Below are 17877 nucleotides of genomic sequence, written 5' to 3' on the forward strand. Positions count from 1 at the left end.
GGCCATCCGCCTGACGTCGTCACTTCACGGGCTTGAAGCTGACCGTCGCCGTGTTGGCCTGCATGATCTGCAGCTTCTGGTTCGAGAAGTGGACGCCGGGTCCGAAGCTGATCGGAGCCATCACGCCGGTCTCGACATTCTTGGTCTTCTCCAGCTCGCTGATCGTACAGGCCCAGGTCGGCTGCTTGCCGCAACGCTCGATCGCCGCGATCAGGACCTTGGCCGCGGCATAGCCGCTCATCGTGTAGCGATTGATCCCCTTGAACTCGGCTTCCGACACGAGCGGCTTTGCCTTCTCGAGGAACGCCTTGCCGGCTTCGCCGGCAAAAGGCTCGACATAATCCACCGCGAAGATGCCATCGCCGGCCGGCCCCATCAGCTTGAGCACCGGCTCGACGCGGCCGGGCCAGAAGATGCCGGTCACCGGCTTGACGTTGAGCTTCTCGAGCTCCTTCATCATCGCGATATTCTCCGCGATGATGCCGCCGGCCAAGAATACTTCGGCGCCGGAATCCTTCAGTTGGAGCATGTCGGACGAAAAATCCTGCTGGCCCTTCTTGTAATTGCCGCTGTAGACGACGTTCAGCTTCTTCGACTTGACCACGGAATCGAAGCCATCGCGCACCGTGATGCCGTAGTCGTCGTCCTGCGTGATGAGGCCCCATTTCTTGCCGGGGTTCTTCTCCGCGAGGTAGTTGACGAGATGGATGATTCCTTCCTCGTAGGACTGACCGACCACGAACACGTTCTTGCGCGGCGGCTCCCACAGCAGCTTGACCGGCGCGACGTCGATCACCGTCGGGATGCCTGCCTTCTCCAGCACGGGCATCACGGCGATCGACTGGCCGGAACCGGACATGCCGAGCATGGCAAAGACCTTGTCGACCTCGATCACCTTCTTGGCGCCCTGGATGGTGCGCGCTGTGACGTAGCCGTCATCCTCCAGCACGTACTTGATCTTGCGGCCGTTGATGCCACCGGCATTGTTGGCTTCCGCGATCGCGATCTTGTGGCCGATCGAGGCGGCGACGCCGAGGAGCGCCGGTGGACCGGTGAGCGGTTCGACGTCGCCGATCAGGATCTCCGTGTCGGTGATGCCGGGATCGGCGGCCAGCGCGCTGCCGCCGGCGAGCAGCGTTGCCGCGAGCAACAGGGATCCAGTCCTTGGATGATTTCTCATGTCTCTGTCCTCCCTCCAATATTGGTCTTTATGTTCAGTACCGCAGCGGCCAGTTCACCCAGGCGCGGCGGATGTCGTGCCAGGCACCGACCAGGCCGCGCGGCTGAAACCGAAGGAACAGGATGATGACGAGGCCATAGAGCATGCTCTTCAGCTCCTGCGCACCGGTCGTAAACACCGCGTCGAGCTGCGCGCTGAAGACGCTGAAGACGAGGCGCGTCGCCTCGGGAAGCAGCACGATCAGAACGGTCCCGAGCACGGCGCCGAGCGCCGAGCCGAGGCCGCCGACGATCAGGATCGCGAGCGCCTCGATCGATAGCAGGAACGGAAAGCCTTCGACGCTGACGAAGGAGAGATAGATGCCGTAAAGGGCGCCGGCGAGGCCGGTGATGAATGCCGACGTGACGAAGGCGAGCAGCTTGTAGGCATGCAGGTTGATGCCCATGACGCGGGCCGCGGTGTCGTTGTCGCGGATCGCGACAAAAGCCCGGCCGACCCGGGTACGGCGAATGTTGAGGGTGGCAAACAGGGTCAGCGTGGCGACCCCAAGGCAAAGGTAGGTGAAGGCCGCGTCGCTGTCGAAGCTGATGCCGAGAATCTCCGGCCGCTGCACGGAGATGCCGCGGGCGCCGTTGGTGAGCCAGCGCATCTCCAGGATCACCGTGTTGATGATGAACGAAAAGGCGAGCGTCGTGATCGCGAGGTAGAGGCCCTTCAGGCGCAGCGACGGCGCACCGACGATCAGGCTCGCCAGCGCCGGCACGAGCCCCGCGCCGAGGAAGCCGACCAGCGGCGGCAGGTGATATTTCGCCACCAGGATGGCATAGGCATAGGCGCCGGTGACGAGGAAGCCGACGTGGCCAAGCGAGATCAGGCCGGTGTAGCCGGTCAGGATGTTGAGGCCGAGCGCGCCGGTTACGGTGATCAGGATGATCATCAGGAACGACAGCGCGTAGGCGTTCAGCACGTGGGGCGCAGCGATCAGCGCCAGCATCAGCACCGCCGACCACAGCCAGACCGGGGGTGAATCGATCAGGGCGACGAGTTCGCCATAGGTCTGCTTGTAGTCGCCGGTGCGCATCGTCCTAGACCCTCTCGATGTCGCGTTCGCCGAACATGCCGAACGGGCGGATCATCAGTACGACGATGATCATCGCGAAGCCCGCAATCTCCTTCATGCCGGAGCCGATGTAGCCGCCGGCGAGATTTTCGGTGATGCCGATGAGAAGGCCGCCGAGGCCGGAGCCGAGCACGGCATCGAGCCCGCCCAGGATGGTGGCTGGAAACGCCTTGAGCCCGAGCTGGAACATCGCCGGCGACAGATCGTAGGAAAGTGCGAAGAACACCCCGCCGATTCCGGCGATGACCGAAGAGGCCGCCCAGGCCTGCGCATGGACGCGGGTGGCGCTGATGCCCATCAGCAACGCGGTCCGGTCATCGGCCGCAACCGCGCGCATCGCGACCCCCATCTTGCTGTAGCGGAAGAACGCCCAGATCGCCGCGAGCAGCGACAGCAGCGTCGCGATGACGGCAATCTGGCCGGTGCGGACGCCAATTCCACCCAGGCGGACGATGTCGCGACCCATTCCGACGTCGAGGCCGTGCGGATAGGCGTCCCAGACGAAGTTGATCGCCGAGCGCAGGATCACCGCCAGCCCGATGGTCACCATCACGGTCGCGAACACCGGCTCGCCCAGCATCGGCCGCATCACGACGCGCTCGATGATCAGGCCGAGCAGGATCGCGGCGACAATGGCGCCGAACGCGACCACGACGACGTTTCCGCTGACGGTGGTCGAGATGGTCCAGGCGATATAGGCCGTGATCATGGTCATCTCGCCCTGCGCGAAATTGACCAGCCCGGTCGATTTGTAGATGACCGCAAAGCCCATCGCGATCAGGCCGTAGATTGCGCCGATCGCAAGGCCGGAGATCAGGAGCTGCAGGAGATACTGCATTCAGTCCTCCGCCGGATAGATGATGGCGAGCTCGCGCGCGAACTTCTTCTCGATCATGGCGCGTCGCACCTTCTGCGTGGCGGTCAGCTCGCCGTCGTCGTGGTCGAGCTCCTTTTCCAGGATGGCAAACCGTCTGACGTTCTCGACCCGGGCAAAGCGCTTGTTGGTCTCGTTGACGATGCGCTCGACCAGCTCGTGCACTTCGGTAAGCTGCGACAGCGACTTGTAGTTGGTGTAGGCCAGCGCCCGGTCGCGTGCCCAGCGGCCGACATTGTCGTAGTCGACCTGGATGATGGCGCCGAGATACTTCCTGGCCTCGCCGACCACGATCGCTTCCTTGACGAATTCGGAATCCTTCAGCGCGTTCTCGATCTCGGAGGGCGCGATGTTCTTGCCGCCGGCGGTGATGATGATGGCCTTCTTGCGGTCGACCACCGTGATCTCGCCATCGTCGAGCACCTCGACGATGTCGCCGGTGCGCAGCCAGCCGCCGGCCTCGAGCGAGGCCGTCGAGGCCTTTTCGTCGAGGAAGTAGCCCTTGAAGACACCGGGACTGCGCAGCAGGATCTCGCCGTCGTCGCCGAGCTTCCATTCGGTCCTGGGAAGCGGCAGGCCGCAGCCGCCGATCCGGTGGTGGCTTGCCGACTGGACGAAGGCGACGCCGCCGCTTTCGGTGAGCCCGTAGCCCTGCGAGACCGGGCGGCCGATGATGTCGAAGAAGCGCAGGGTCTCGGGCGAGATCGACGCGCCCGCGCAGAGCCGATGGCGGCTATGGGCGAAGCCGAGGTGACGCTGCAGATTGCGGAACATCAGGACATAGAGCAGGCCGTAAGCCGCCCGGTCGGCGAGGCTTTCCTTGCCAGCCTGCCGACGGTCGGAAAGCGTGCGGCCCCAGGCGAGGCAAGCCCTGGTCAGGCGCTGCCGCAGCCTGCCGCTTTCGCCGAGCCGGAACAGAAAGCCCTGTTGCAGTTTCTCATAGATGCGCGGTACGCCGACGAAGAAGGTCGGCGCGATCTCGCGGATATTGGTGGCGACGGTGTCGATCGATTCGGCAAAGCTCACCGTGCCGCCGAGCACCAGATGCGTCACCATGCCGTAGCAGCGCTCCGCGACGTGGCACAGCGGCAGGTAGCTGACGGCCTCGAACGACTTGTCCGCGATGCCGACGGCTTCTGCGTAGGTGAAGGCGGCGTAGACGAGATTGCGATGCGTCAGCATCGCGCCCTTGGGCGGGCCGGTCGTGCCGGAGGTGTATACCAGGATGCAGACGTCGTCGGGCGCGCCTTGCGAGATCAGGCGGTCGAGTGTTGCGTTCGCGTCCGGAGTCTCGCGCCCATGGGCAAGGCCGCGCTGGCACAGCGCGTCGAACGACATCAGCCCGGACTGGCGGTAGTGCCGCAGGCCCTTCATGTCGATGCAGATGATGGCCTCGACACTGGGCAGTCCGCCATTGTTGGCCATGGCGTCCAGCACCTTGTCGGTCTGCTCCTGGTCGCCGGTGACGACGACACGGGCGCCGGAATGCTTGACGATGTATTGCAGCTCGACCCAGGGATTGGTTGGGTAGATGCCGACGGTCACCGCCCCGATCATCTGCGCGCCGAGATCGGCGTAGAACCATTCCGGCGTATTCTCGCCGGCGATGGCGATGCGGTCTCCCGCCTTGATGCCGAGCGACAGCAGGCCGAACGCCACCGCGCGCGCCCTCTCGTGATAGTGGCGCCAGGAGTAAGGGTTCCAGATGCCGTAATCCTTTTCGCGCAAGGCCCGCGCCTCGCCATGCATGGCGGCACGCTGTCGCAGGATTTGCGGAATGGTGATGGCGCCGTCCCGGAGCGAGGCACGGAAGGTCGCTGCGTCGCTTGCGGGCGCACAGCGGGGGGCGGCGGCCTGGAGCGGCGGAAGCGTGGCACGGAGGCTGTCGAGCGTCGACATCACGATCCCGCCTTTGCAATGGCGCCGGAGCGTTTGCCGCCGAGATAGGCTTCGGCAACGGCCGGGTGGTGCCTGATCTCGTCGGGCGTGCCTTCGGCAATCTTGCGGCCAAAATTGAGCACATGGACGCGATCGGAGATGTCCATGACGATCCGCATCTCATGCTCGATCATCAAGACGGTGATGCCGAGCTCGTCCCTGATGTCGAGGACGAAACGGGCGATGTCCTCTGTCTCCTCCTGGTTCATGCCCGAGACCATCTCGTCGAGCAGCAGGATCTTGGGCTCCGAGGCGAGCGCGCGCGCAAGCTCGACGCGTTTCTGCTGGCCATAGGGCAGCGTCCCGACGACCGCGTCCCTGACATGCTCGATCTCGAGGAACTCGATGATGTGCTCGACCCGTTGCCGCGCCGCGATCTCCTCGCGGCGGGTGCGGCCGAAGAAGACGACGGCATCGATCACGTTGGAACGCAGATGGGTGTGGCGGCCGGTCAGGATGTTCTCGACCACCGTGCCGTGCTTGAACAGAGCGAGGTTCTGGAAGGTGCGGCCGATCCCGGCGGCGGCAAACCGCCAGGGCGAGATGGTCGAAACATCGATGCCGTCGAATGCGATCCGGCCGCCGCTCGGCCGCAGCACGCCGGAGATCATGTTGAACAGGGTGGTCTTGCCGGCACCGTTCGGGCCGATCACGCTGCAGATCTCGCCGGGTGCGACCGTGAGGCTGACGTCGGCAATGGCCTGAAGGCCGCCGAAACGCTTGCTGAGGTTTTCGACGGTGAGGAGCGCGGTCACGACAGCCACCGCTTGCGCCGCTTGTAGTGCTTGACCTCGCGCAGGCTCTTGTGGCCGGCCGAGGAGACGCCGAGGTAGAATTCCTGGACGTCCTCGTTGGCCGTGAGCTCTCTGGCGGTCCCGTCGAGCACGACGCGCCCGGTTTCGAGGATGTAACCGTAATCGGCGATGTCGAGCGCGCGCTGCGCGTTCTGCTCGACCAGCAGCACCGTCATCTTCAATTCGTCGCGCAGGCGGGCGATCACCTCGTAGATGCGGTCGATGATCAGAGGCGCGAGCCCCAGCGACGGCTCGTCGAGCGCGAGCAGAACCGGATCGGTCATGAGGGCGCGGCCGATCGCCAGCATCTGCTGTTCCCCACCGGACATGTAGCCGGCGATCTGGTCGCGCCGTTCGTGGAGTCGTGGGAACAGCGAGAATACCTTGTCGCGACGCTCGCGCGCCTCCGCGGCGGTCCTCGTGTAGCCTCCCATCTGGAGATTTTCGTCGATCGTCAGCGCAGCGAAGACGCGACGGCCCTCGGGTACCTGCACGATTCCGAGGCGTACGAGCCCGTCGGGGGCGAGCTGATGCACGTCCTCGCCACGGAAGCGGATGCTGCCGTTCTCGATCACGCCTTCCTCGGTGTAGAGGATGCCGGACATCGCTTTCAGCAGCGTCGATTTGCCGGCGCCGTTGGAGCCGAGCAGGGCGACGATGCCGCCTTCGGGCACCGCAATCGAGACGTCGCGAATGGCCTCGATCGCGTTGTCGTAGACGATGCGAATGTTGCGGAATTCGAGCAGGCAATCCGGCGCTGGCGTGGCCTGCGGTGCGGTGGAAGATGTCGGGATCGGTAGAGTGGTCGGCATCGCTTAGACCCGGCTCGCTTGGGTGACGGGCGACCGCGTGGCCAGGATGGCGTCGGTCACGATCTTCGCCGTCTCGGCACAGGCCTGGGTGCCGCCATTGCCATATTGCTTGACCGCGTCGCCGACGCACCAAAGGCCCTCGATGCCGGTCTCGCGCGGCAGGTCGTAGCCGGCGCAGCTCCGTTGCGCCGGCCAGTCGTCGCGCATCACGCGGATCGAGAGGATCTTGGCCTGATCGAAATTGCCGAACTGCTCGCGCAGGTCGGAGAGCGCAAGCGCAATCTCGGATTCAGAGTCGAAATCGCCGAGCGCGGGGACCGGCACGGCATAGGCGACGTAGAGATGCCAGCCGGGCGGCGCGAGTTCGGGGCAGGTGGCGGAGAGGTTGGCCATGTTGCAGAGCCGCCGCGTCCTGCCGAAGGTGACAATGCCGGGATGATCCACCAGGGGCTCGCGGCTGGCGATGTTGATGACGATATTGGCCGCCGGGCGAAGGCCGTTCCTGACTTGCGTTACGTAGTCGGCGGGGAATGCGGCTTCACCGGTGAGCGCGACCGTTGCTTTTGGTCCGGCATTGCTGATGACGAGGTCGGTATCGATCCGCACGAGCGCACCGTCCCGGCGGACCGTGACGCCGGTGATGCGGCCATTGGCGGCGTGGATTTCGGTGGCTGGGGTGCCGAGCCATACGTCGCCGTTGCGTCTCACCGCCGTCGCAAGGCTGTTCCAGACGCCGATCGTTCCTTCCGGGCAGAAGCCGAACTTCTTGAAGGCGCCCTTGCTGGTGAAATAGGTCAGGAACGCGCGGGCCGGCAGCTCGGCTGCATTGCAGGCAAAGATCGCCGCACACAGATTGCGGAAGAGGGCATGCACGGTTGCGTTGCTGGTGTAGCCCTTCAGCCAGTCTTCGGTGGATTGTCGGCCGTCGGGCAGGTTGCCCGAGCGTGCGTCTGCGAATTTTTCAAGGATGCGCGAAGCCTGTTTGGTCAACTGTCCGAGCAGGAGCGACCAGCCGCCGCGGCCGACGTCGATCAGCCGTCCGTCGATGAAGAAGGAACTCGCGGGCTCCGGCGCACGGATGTTGAGGGGGACGCCGACAGTTCGGAATGTCTCTTCGAAGACGCCGCCGAACTCGATCGCGATCGCGCCGATATTGACCTTGAATCCCTCGATCTCCTCGGTCGAGGCTCGGCCGCCGAGGCGATCGTGGTCGTCGACAAGCACTGTATAGAGCCCGGCGTGAGCCAACCGCGCCGCAGCGCACAACCCGCCGGCGCCGGCTCCAATCACGACAGCATCGATCTTTCGACTGCTCACGAACAACCTCCCTCGATGCCGCTGGGTTGCTCCCGCGTGCGTGAACTGCTTGCCCGTGAGGACAGAGGATATTATAATCCGACCGGCCGTTCAAATTATTTTTTGATCTAGATCAAATTTGGGCGGTCAAGTCGAAGAGTTCTGGTGAAATGGCGTGGGGCGAGCCCAGCGCGTTGCGCGCACCAGTAGTATAGAGGGACGCGAGTCGTCGGATCCGGCGGCGCCGATACTTGACGAGAGAGACGATATGGCGCGGACACGCTCGGAGAATTACGACGATATCCAGCGGGGAATTCTTGTCGCGGCGCGCGGCCTCTTCGCAAATCAAGGCTACATGCGCGCCTCGATTGCCGACCTGGCCGAGGCGTGCAAGCTCTCGCGCGGCGCGCTGTACCACTACTTCGACTCCAAGGAAGCGATATTGTTCGCGATCCTGGACGAGCACGTGCATCAGATGATCGTGGATGTGGAGACCGCAATTGCGAACCACTCCTCGACTCCCGATCAATTCCGCGCCGCTATTCGCGCCATTGTCGATCTCAATGCGCGCTCGCCGCAGGAGCAGCGCCTGATCCTCAACGACCTGACGTTCCTCGGCGAGGATGACCAGCAAACGATCAAGTCGCTCGAACGGCAGATCGTCGATCTGATAACCGGTCTTATTGTCCAACTCGACAACAAGGGCAAAATCGTCAAGCGGACCAAGAAGATCTACGCGATGATGCTGTTTGGCACTCTCAACTTCAGCCACACCTGGTACGATCCCAAGGGTGGGATCGGTCCTGCCGAGTTTGCCGACATGGTCGTTGACCAGTTTCTGCACGGCATCGCAAGCTCTGGATCTCTCAAGGCCCTTCGCGCAGCGGATGCGCAGCGTTCGTGAGCGGCCGCCGCGTGCCAGCCCGGAGCGCGCCCGTCATTTGGCCGCACTGATCAAGTGTCGCCTCTCCTGGATTGATCACATGGCGCGGGGCGTCGTGTCGCTGCAATTAATTGACCGGCTATCCGGATTATATTATAGCGGATCCGGGAGCGAACTTTGCCAGGGTGAGAATATGGGTCACGCGTACGTCTTCGACGCCGTCCGAACGCCTCGTGGCCGGGGACGCGCATCCGGCTCGCTCAACGAAGTGTCGCCACTTCGCCTCGCGGCCGGCGTTCTGAGAAGCCTTCGCGATCGGTCCGAGCTGGATACGGCCCGGGTCGACGATGTGATCCTCGGCGTCGCTGACCCCGTCAACGAGCAGGGTGCCGACATTGCCCGCACGGCTGTCCTCGTCGCGGGCTACGATCAGCTTACGCCGGGCGTTCAGATCAACCGCTTCTGCGCTTCGGGCCTCGAAGCCTGCAACATGGCGGCGGCACAAGTCATGGCCGGACAATCCGACATCGCGATCGGTGGCGGCGTGGAAAGCATGTCGCGGATCGAGATGTTTTCATCCGGCGGCGCACTGGTGTCTGATCCGCACTTCACAATCCCGAACTACTTCGTCCCACAGGGGATTTCCGCTGACTTGATCGCGACCATCCACGGCTACTCGCGCAACGACGTGGATAGTTACGCCGTCGAGAGCCAGAAGCGGGCCGCCAGGGCATGGTCCGCAGGTTACTTTGCGAACTCGGTGGTGCCGGTTCGTGACGACAACGGCATTGTCATCCTCGACCGAGACGAGCACCCGCGTCCCGAGACCACGATGCAGACGCTCGGCGCGCTGGAGCCGTCCTTCGCGATCCAGGGAGAGAAGTTCGGCTTCGATGCCGTCGCTCTTCAGCGTTATGCGGAGGTCGAACGCATCGACCATGTGCATCACGCCGGAAACTCCTCCGGCATCGTCGACGGCGCCGCAGCGGTCCTGATCGGAGGTGAGGAGGCGATTTCGATCCTCGGCCGGAAACCGCGCGCCCGCATCCGCGCATTTGCCTCCATCGGCTCGGAGCCGACCATCATGCTGACCGGCCCGTCATACTCGACCGACAAGGCGTTGAAGCGCGCGGGCATGAAGGCGAGCGACATCGATCTTTTCGAGTGCAATGAGGCGTTCGCCGCGGTGGTGCTGCGCTTCATGGAGGCGCTCGACATCGGACACGACAAGGTCAACGTCAATGGCGGCGCTATTGCGCTCGGTCATCCCTTGGGCGCATCCGGTGCGATGCTCCTGGGCACGTTGATCGACGAATTGGAAAGGCGCGACCTCTCGACCGGCGCAGTGACGCTGTGCGTGGGCGCCGGAATGGGGACGAGCATGATCGTCGAGCGCGTGTGATCAGGAGGCTGAATTGATTGATCTTCGTTTCGACGACAGCATTGCCACGCTGACCTTCGACGTCGCCGACCGTCCCATGAACGTGCTCAACGACAGTTCGATTGCGGCCTTCGAGACGGCGGCCCGCAAGGTTATCGCCGACCCCGCGATCGCGGGGGCCATTGTCACCTCATCCCGGCCCGAATTCGTCGTTGGCGCGGATCTCGATACGTTGCGCGGCATGACCGATGCAGCCAAGGCCATGGCGGTGCCGTGGCGGCTGTCGCGCCTGTTCCGGGAGATCGAAACCAGCGGCAAGCCGTTTGTCGCGGCGATCAATGGCTCCGCGCTCGGCGGCGGCTATGAGCTCTGTCTCGCCTGCCATTACCGGATCGCCGCCGACAATCCCAGGACGCAGATCGGATTGCCCGAGGTGACGCTCGGTTTGCTGCCGGGCGCGGGAGGAACGCAGCGGCTGCCGCGGATGATCGGCCTGAAGAACGCGCTGCCGATGCTGATGGAAGGTCGCAAGGTCGCCGTCGCCAAGGCGAAGGAGCTGGGATTGGTCGACGAGGTCGTGCCCAAGGACCAGATGATGTCACGCGCCCTGCAATGGCTCCGCACGGAAGGTGCCGCCAATGTGACGAAGCCCTGGGACAGGAAGGGCTTTCGTCTTCCCGGCGGCAACGTCCAGAGCCAGCCGTCCTGGCATTTGTTCATGGGAGCGGCGGCGGCGTTGCGCGGCAAGACGGCGGGTCTCTATCCGGCGCCGGCCGCGATCATGGAAAGCGTCTATGACGGCTGCCATGTCGGTATCGATACCGGCTTGAGGATCGAGAACCGGCAATTTGCGCGGCTGGCGATCTCGCCTGAAGCGCAGAACATGATCCGCACCCTGTTCTTCGCGATCGGCGATGCCAACAAGCTGGTTGGTCGGCCCATTGGCGTGCCGGCGCAAACCTACCGCAAGGTCGGCGTGCTTGGCGCCGGCATGATGGGCGCGGGCATCGCTCATGTCGCCGCCGAGGCCGGGCTCGAGGTCGTGCTGATCGACCAGACGACGGCCGCCGCCGAGAAGGGCAAGAGCTATTCGGCGAAGCTTCTGGACAAGCAGGTCCAGCAGGGACGCCTGCCGTCCGACAAACGCGATGCCATCCTCGCGAGGATCAAGCCGACGCAGAGCTATGATCTGCTCGCCGATGCCGACATCGTCATCGAGGCCGTATTCGAGGACCGCCACGTCAAGGAACAGGTGACGCGCGCGGCGGAACAGGTGCTTTCGGCGACCGCGCTATTCGCCAGCAACACCTCGACATTGCCGATTACGGGCCTGGCCGAGGCCTCGCAAAGGCCGGCCAATTTTGTCGGGCTCCACTTCTTCTCGCCCGTCGACCGGATGCCGCTCGTCGAGGTCATTCGCGGCCGCGGGACGTCGGAAGACACCATCGCTCGCGCGATGGACTTCGTGAAGGCGATCCGCAAGACGCCCATCGTGGTCAATGACGGCCGCGCGTTCTACACCAGCCGCGTCTTCGGCACCTACGTTTACGAAGGCATGGCTTTGCTGAACGATGGCGTCAATCCATCGCTGATCGAGCGCGCCGGAACCAATGGCGGCATGCCCGTCGGCCCGCTCGCGCTGATGGACGAAGTGTCGTTGGAGCTCATGCACAAGGTGATGCGGCAGACCGAGGCAGATCTCGGTTCGGCCTACCGGTCGCAGCCGCAGGACCCGGTCTTGATCAGGATGGTGGAGGGGCTCGGCCGTCTCGGCCGCAAGAGCGGCTGCGGCTTCTACGACTACGCGGCCGACGGCAGCAAGCGGCTCTGGCCGGACCTGGCCGCGCATTTCCCGCGTCTGCGCGAGCAGCCGACGCTCGACGAGGTGAAGAAGCGGCTGATGTACATCCAGTCGATCGAGGCGTCGCGCTGCCTCGAGGAGAAGATCGTGACCGCGCGCGACGCCGACGTCGGCTCGATCCTCGGCTGGGGTTTTCCGGCAGCGCTTGGCGGTGTCGTGAGTCAGGTCGACACTGTCGGCATCGCGCGTTTCGTTGCCGAGTGCGATCGGCTTGCGCAGCTCTACGGCCCCCGCTTCATGCCGCCGCAGACCCTGCGTGATCGCGCCGCCCGCGGCGAGACGTTGCGCGCGGCCTGACGTTTTCGGCCTTCGAAGCCGGCGACGCGAAAAGAGTGCCGTCAGGGCACCTGCGTTGCAGACATGATCGGAGAGGATCGTCCTATGCTCGACAAATCCGTTGCAGGCGCGCGCTTTCCGTGGATCGCGCAGTATCCCGAGGGGGTGCCGCCCGCCCTCGAACCCGGCGGGCCGGTCTCCATGCCCGACCTTCTGACACGGGCCGCTGCGAAATTCCCCGATAGTACCGCACTCTCGCTCGGCGATAAAGCGTGGACCTATGCTGAGATGCGGGCACTGGTGGCGCGGACCGCGCGCGGGCTGCAGGACGCCGGCGTCCGCAGCGGCGATCGCGTCGCGGTGATGATGCCCAACCATCCGGCTGTACCGATCTGGTTCTTCGCGGCGCTGTCGATCGGTGCAACGCTCGTCAGCATCAACGCGCTGTTCGCACCAGGCACGGTCCAGCACATGCTGGACGACAGCGGCGCGAAGATCCTGCTCACGCTCGACAGTCCCGACATGGTCGGCCGGTTGATGCCGCTTCTGGAGTCGGGAACGCTTGATCGGGTCGTGACGGCATCGGCCGACGCAGGCGAACTTGCGCCGGCCGGCCCGGATGCGTCCCGGCCCGCGCATGCCGCGAAGCTCATTCCGCTGCAGGCTCTGCTTGCCAATGATGGTCGCTTCGCGGCGCCGCCCCTCGATCCGCGCGAAGCGCTCGCGGTCCTGCAATATACCGGCGGCACCACGGGTACGCCGAAAGGCGCCATGCTCACCCACGCCAACCTGACCATCAATGCCGGCCAGATACGGGCGTGGTTTCCGTCTCTTCAGGATGGCAAGGAGCGTCTTCTGATTCCGCTGCCGTTCTCGCACATCACCGGAATCTCGGTCTGCATGACCCTCGCGGTTCTGCTTGGCGCCGAACTGATGGTGGTTCCGCGGTTTGCGCCGGATGAGGCGCTCGCGATGCTGCGTCAGCGGCGGCCGACGTTCTTCGGCGGCGTGCCGACCATTTTCATCGCTCTCCTGATGACCGGCGCGATGCGATCCGACGACTGGACGTCGGTGAAGGCAATCCTGTGCGGTGGTGCGCCGCTGCCGCCGGATGTCTTGAAGCAGTTCGAAGGCGTCAGCGGCCTGAAAGTGCGGCAGATCTACGGCTCGACCGAGCTGTCGCCGGCCGCGACCATCATGCCGGCCAATCCGGACGAGCCGCGTACCTCTGTAGGCTTGCCGATCCCGGGTACGGTCGTCGAAATTCGCGACACGGCAGATCCCGGCAAGCGGATGGAAGCAGGGCAATCCGGCGAGATCGTCGTTTCCGGCCCCCAGGTGATGAAGGGTTACTGGAAGCGGGAGGAAGAGACCGTGCGGGCCATGATTGACGGCTTCTTTCGGACCGGCGACATCGGGCAGTTCGACGAGCGTGGCTACCTCTTCATCGTCGATCGCCTCAAGGACATGATTATTGCCGGTGGCTTCAATGTCTATCCCGCTAATGTGGAGGCTGCCGTCTACTCGCACCCCGCGGTGGCCGAGACGATCGTGATTGGCGTGCCCGACGCCTATCGCGGCGAGACGGTCAAGGCGTTTGTCGTGCTGCGCGGCGGCGCCTCGCTCACGCTGGAGCAACTGCAGGCGCATCTGAAGGACCGGCTGTCGCCGATCGAGATGCCGCGCCAGCTTGAAATCCGCAAGGAATTGCCCAAGACCGCGGTGGGCAAGCTGTCCCGTCTCGAGCTGCGCCGAGAGACCGGCGGCGTAACCTGACATCGGATGCTGCAATGATCCCTCGGACGCTCTTCTCGGAAGAACACGAAATCTTCCGCGCGCAATGCCGCTCGTTGTTCGAGCGCGAATTCGTCCCCAATCATGCCCAATGGGAGCGGGACGGCATCGTGCCGCGCGACGTCTGGAAGCTGATGGGCGACGAGGGATTGCTCTGTACGTCGGTGCCGGAGCATCTCGGCGGCATCGGCGCTGACCGGCTGATGGCCGTGATCATGCTGGAGGAGCTCAGCGATCTTGGCCTTACCGGCATGGCCTTGAGTTTTGCGATGCATTCCGAGATCGTCACCTCGTATATCGAAAAGTACGGATCGGCAGGACAGAAGGAGCGCTGGCTGCCCGCCCTGATCGCGGGCGAGCGGATCGGGGCCCTTGCCATGACGGAGCCGAGCGGCGGATCCGACCTGCAGCGCATCAGAACGCTGGCATCCTCCGATGGTGGCGGCTACCGCCTCAACGGGCAGAAGACCTTCATCAGCAACGGGCAGCACACCAACCTCACCATCGTCGCGGCCAAGACCGACCAGGCGGAAGGATCCCGCGGCATCTCGCTGTTCCTTGTGGAGGGTGAACGCGCCGGATTCAGCAAGGGACGCAATCTCGAGAAAATCGGCCTGCATTCGGCCGATACGTCGGAGCTCTTCTTCGACGACGTTTGGATACCAGCCGAAAACCGGATTGGGGAGGATGGGAAAGGTTTCCGCTACATGATGCAGGAACTCCCATGGGAGCGGCTGCAACTCGCCGTGGTCGCCGTGGCTGCTTGCGAGGCGGCGCTGAGATGGACGGCCGAGTATTGTCGCGGGCGTCAAGCCTTCGGACGTCCGGTCGCGGAGTTCCAGAATACGCAATTCAGCCTGGCCGAGCTGCGGACCGAAACGCAGATCGCCCGCGTATTTGTCGATCGCTGCATCGGCCTGTCGCTCGAGGGCAAGCTGGATGTCGAAGCGGCTGCGATGGCAAAATACTGGACCACGGATCTTCAATGCAAAGTCGTGGACCGGTGCCTGCAGATGCACGGCGGATACGGTTATATGCGTGACTACGCGATTGCCCGCGCCTTTGTCGACTCAAGAGCACAACGCATCTATGGTGGGACTAACGAAATAATGAAGGAGATCATCAGCCGCACCAATCTGGTGAGCTGCGATGATCCGCACGGTTCTTCGCCGCGAGCAGAACCTCTCTCATCTGCCGGATCACCTCCGGCTTGAGCGCCTCGATCGTCGCTGCGGTTGCGGATCAAGGATGCCTCTGCGGCCATAACATCCACGAACGTCGCTGGCGTGTCTGCGAGTGCGATCACACGTGCGTTAGGCGATTGCTTCATTGTCCAGGCAGTCGGCATCAAACGCCGCGCGGACAGAGGGGAAGATCCGCGCGATCGAGCTTCGGTCTTGTCTTCGCGTATTGCCAAGCCTTGCTGAGCGGCTGCGACCATCGGATCGTGCCGTCTTTGCGGTTAAGCAGTCGATGACCGCTAAGCGAACGGTCGTTTTTGGATCCGCGTCTCAAAGGCGCTGGAATCAATCTCAATCTGGATAGATGCCACCAGCCGCATAGTACGCCTTCAGAAGAGCGTCGCACCACTCCGCCATGGCGGCGGTCTTCTCCGGGATACGCTGCGCCTGGAAGTACCAGCGCTTGCCTGTCTGTCCCACGCGATCGAGCTCGTTCCTGCGGTCGCCGGCGGTCTCGTGGCCGATCATCAGAGATGCGGTGCCGGGCGGTAGGTCGGTCTCGTCCAGGATGTAGTCACCCATGGTAGAGCGGATGATGTGCATGGAGAAGGGCGGGATGCCGCGCAGCACGTCGCGATGGTTGCCCTGGCGCAGGCCGCGCATGTTGCGCAGATGGTTGGCCATGGCGGATCCGGAGACGGCGATGTCTCCGGCCTCGGACTGCATCCCGCGCGAGGCGAACACCCACTTGCTGCTCCGGTTCCAGATGCCGGCCCGCTCGGCCGCCCGCGTCCAATCCCGCTTGCAGCAGTCGGCGATGTGCAGTCCGATCTGCGGAATGGGCAGCGTAAACGGGTTCTGGGTCTTCATAACCTCGGCTATTCGGAATACGGTGTGGAGCAGGTCCAATTCGTCGTTTAATCCGTAGCCGAAGCCCGGATGCTAGTTAGGCGGTCCAGGGATCGATTATCGTCAGACCGGCAGCCTTGAACGCACTCGTGTCGCGCGATGCCACGGCGAACCCGTGCGCGGCGGCGATTGCGGCGATGTAGCCGTCCGGCGTGGGGAAGCCTTTTCCGGTCGCGCGCGCCTTGACGGCGAGATCGGCATAACGCCGCGCCGCGGCGATATCGAAGGGCAGGATGCGGGCCGAGAATAGATCCAGCACGCCGTCGAGCGTAGCTGTCAGCCTGTCCTTGCGCCTGCCGCGCGGCAGCGCGCCGATGCCGAACAACAGTTCGGCGACGGTGACGCTGGAGAGAAACACCGTCTCGGCCGCCTGGGCGTCGAGCCAATCGCGTACCGATGGATGCGGTTCGGGCTTCATCGCCTCGGAGACCACATTGGTATCGAGCAGGATCATTCGAAGCGCATCGGCTCGGCGGGACGCGCGCCGCGGCCGTGTTTGAGTGCCTCGACATCGGCGTTGGTGAGGCCGACCTTCCGGCTCATCTCCGAAAGGGCGGTGCCGAGCCGCAGCCGGCCCTCGGGACGCACGGCGGCCTCCAGAATGGCGCGCATTTCCGCTTCCGCGCTGCGATTGTGCTGCGCCGCACGGACTTTCAGCGCGCGATGCGCCTCCTCGGAGAGGTTGCGTATGGTGACAGCGGCCATGATAGCGTCCTCCGGGACTGATCGCGATGATATCAAAGTAGAGTTATTGATAGCATTTTTCAAGGGTGACCGCGGTGGTCACGCGCCGGGCCCGGCAAGCCTAGCGATGAGCGCGGCCGCCCCGACGGCTCCATACCATCCCAGCACGTCCGCAGCGTCGAGGCGGGCTCTTGCCCTCGACAGCGCGTCGAGCCAGATGCGCGGGACCTCGGTCGATGACGGCGGGCCAGCATCTTGTCGAGGTCGGGGGCGGTGGAATGCCGGCCAGGACGATGTCGTCATTGCATCATGGTCCGGATCTAAGATTGGGAGTTGACCGGCTCGAAAGCGTATCCGATCGGTCGCTGCCTTGCGCGAGGCAGGGGGCGGTGCCCAGGGCTTGGCCACTTGGCGGGTCCACTCGACCAGCCGGGCCGTAGCGCCTGCGCCCCCGAGACTCGGCCGCGGGCCCTTCGAGGGCTAAGCCCGGCTCCCGTGCCACCGTCCGCCAATCGAGACCAGGAGGAAAATCGGTGCACAGGACACGCCAAAGCGTATTTCCTACGGTAGAGCGTGTTTTGCCCGGCCGCGCGAAATGCATCATCCTGCCGGATGAGGCGTCGGACTCCGGCATATACCAGACAGTTGCTTGCGCACAACGTGCAGGAATTTCGGCTGCGCAAATCGTGGTCGCAATACGACCTTGCCGACGAATCGCAGCTGCGCCAGGCGCTGGTCAGCGAGATCGAGGCCGAAAAGGCCAATCCGACCCTGCTGTCGCTGCACAAGATCGCCTCGGCCCTCGGCGTCCAGGTCGCAGAGCACGCTGACTCTTAATCAGCGGGTCCCAGGTTCGAGCCCTGGTGCGCTCACCATCGCGAAAGCGTTCTGCTT

16 protein-coding genes are annotated in these 17877 nt (G+C 64.1%); 6 read left to right on the forward strand and 10 right to left on the reverse strand.

Features of this window, described 5'->3' with window-relative positions; genetic code table 11:
• Window positions 1–19: 19 nt before the first annotated feature.
• Genes RAD15_RS21675 through RAD15_RS21705 form a run of 7 tightly spaced genes read right to left on the reverse strand, consistent with a single transcriptional unit; the run spans window position 20 to window position 8035 of the window.
• Window positions 20–1180, reverse strand: coding sequence for an ABC transporter substrate-binding protein (locus tag RAD15_RS21675; protein ID WP_458180206.1), 1161 nt, complete (start codon window positions 1178–1180; stop codon window positions 20–22).
• Between the two features lie 34 nt (window positions 1181–1214).
• Window positions 1215–2261, reverse strand: a complete 1047-nt coding sequence (locus RAD15_RS21680) for a branched-chain amino acid ABC transporter permease (protein WP_458180207.1) — start codon at window positions 2259–2261, stop codon at window positions 1215–1217.
• Between the two features lie 4 nt (window positions 2262–2265).
• A complete protein-coding gene (locus RAD15_RS21685; protein ID WP_458180208.1) occupies window positions 2266–3138 on the reverse strand; it encodes a branched-chain amino acid ABC transporter permease in 873 nt (290 codons plus the stop codon).
• Window positions 3139–5073, reverse strand: a complete 1935-nt coding sequence (locus tag RAD15_RS21690; RefSeq protein WP_458180210.1) for an AMP-dependent synthetase/ligase — start codon at window positions 5071–5073, stop codon at window positions 3139–3141.
• Window positions 5073–5867, reverse strand: coding sequence for an ABC transporter ATP-binding protein (locus RAD15_RS21695; protein WP_458180211.1), 795 nt, complete (start codon window positions 5865–5867; stop codon window positions 5073–5075). Before RAD15_RS21695 ends, RAD15_RS21690 begins: the two co-directional genes overlap by 1 nt.
• Entirely contained in the window at window positions 5864–6718 is an 855-nt protein-coding gene (locus RAD15_RS21700) for an ABC transporter ATP-binding protein (protein WP_458180212.1), read from the reverse strand. The genes RAD15_RS21695 and RAD15_RS21700 overlap by 4 nt, the downstream gene beginning before the upstream one ends.
• 3 nt (window positions 6719–6721) lie before the next feature.
• Window positions 6722–8035, reverse strand: a complete 1314-nt coding sequence (locus RAD15_RS21705) for a phytoene desaturase family protein (protein ID WP_458180213.1) — start codon at window positions 8033–8035, stop codon at window positions 6722–6724.
• A gap of 154 nt (window positions 8036–8189) precedes the next feature.
• Here RAD15_RS21705 and RAD15_RS21710 point away from each other — a divergent pair, with 154 nt between their 5' ends.
• The 5 genes from RAD15_RS21710 (at window position 8190) to RAD15_RS21730 (ending at window position 15423) form a co-directional block, all read left to right on the forward strand.
• A complete protein-coding gene (locus tag RAD15_RS21710; RefSeq protein WP_458180214.1) occupies window positions 8190–8918 on the forward strand; it encodes a TetR/AcrR family transcriptional regulator in 729 nt (242 codons plus the stop codon).
• Between the two features lie 172 nt (window positions 8919–9090).
• Window positions 9091–10299 (forward strand): acetyl-CoA C-acetyltransferase, encoded by a 1209-nt coding sequence (locus RAD15_RS21715; protein WP_458180423.1) that lies wholly within the window; start codon window positions 9091–9093, stop codon window positions 10297–10299.
• Window positions 10300–10312: 13 nt separating this feature from the next.
• The gene (locus RAD15_RS21720) at window positions 10313–12436 is read left to right on the forward strand and encodes a 3-hydroxyacyl-CoA dehydrogenase NAD-binding domain-containing protein (RefSeq protein WP_458180215.1); all 2124 of its coding nucleotides are present in this window, start codon (window positions 10313–10315) and stop codon (window positions 12434–12436) included.
• Window positions 12437–12520: 84 nt separating this feature from the next.
• Window positions 12521–14191 (forward strand): AMP-binding protein, encoded by a 1671-nt coding sequence (locus RAD15_RS21725; protein ID WP_458180216.1) that lies wholly within the window; start codon window positions 12521–12523, stop codon window positions 14189–14191.
• A gap of 14 nt (window positions 14192–14205) precedes the next feature.
• Window positions 14206–15423, forward strand: a complete 1218-nt coding sequence (locus RAD15_RS21730) for an acyl-CoA dehydrogenase family protein (protein ID WP_458180217.1) — start codon at window positions 14206–14208, stop codon at window positions 15421–15423.
• 318 nt (window positions 15424–15741) lie between these two features.
• Here the strand turns inward: RAD15_RS21730 and RAD15_RS21735 are convergent, their stop codons facing one another.
• The 3 genes from RAD15_RS21735 to RAD15_RS21745 all read right to left on the reverse strand — a co-directional run bounded on the left by RAD15_RS21735 (window position 15742) and on the right by RAD15_RS21745 (window position 17004).
• The gene (locus tag RAD15_RS21735; protein WP_458180218.1) at window positions 15742–16260 is read right to left on the reverse strand and encodes a hypothetical protein; all 519 of its coding nucleotides are present in this window, start codon (window positions 16258–16260) and stop codon (window positions 15742–15744) included.
• Between the two features lie 76 nt (window positions 16261–16336).
• The gene (locus RAD15_RS21740) at window positions 16337–16753 is read right to left on the reverse strand and encodes a PIN domain-containing protein (RefSeq protein ID WP_458180219.1); all 417 of its coding nucleotides are present in this window, start codon (window positions 16751–16753) and stop codon (window positions 16337–16339) included.
• Window positions 16750–17004 (reverse strand): FitA-like ribbon-helix-helix domain-containing protein, encoded by a 255-nt coding sequence (locus tag RAD15_RS21745; RefSeq protein WP_458180220.1) that lies wholly within the window; start codon window positions 17002–17004, stop codon window positions 16750–16752. The genes RAD15_RS21740 and RAD15_RS21745 overlap by 4 nt, the downstream gene beginning before the upstream one ends.
• A 639-nt stretch (window positions 17005–17643) precedes the next feature.
• On the opposite strand from RAD15_RS21745, the gene RAD15_RS21750 reads away from it, so the two are divergent.
• A complete protein-coding gene (locus RAD15_RS21750) occupies window positions 17644–17820 on the forward strand; it encodes a helix-turn-helix transcriptional regulator (RefSeq protein WP_458180221.1) in 177 nt (58 codons plus the stop codon).
• Window positions 17821–17877 lie beyond the last annotated feature (57 nt).

This window comes from Bradyrhizobium sp. 14AA (assembly GCF_054185205.1).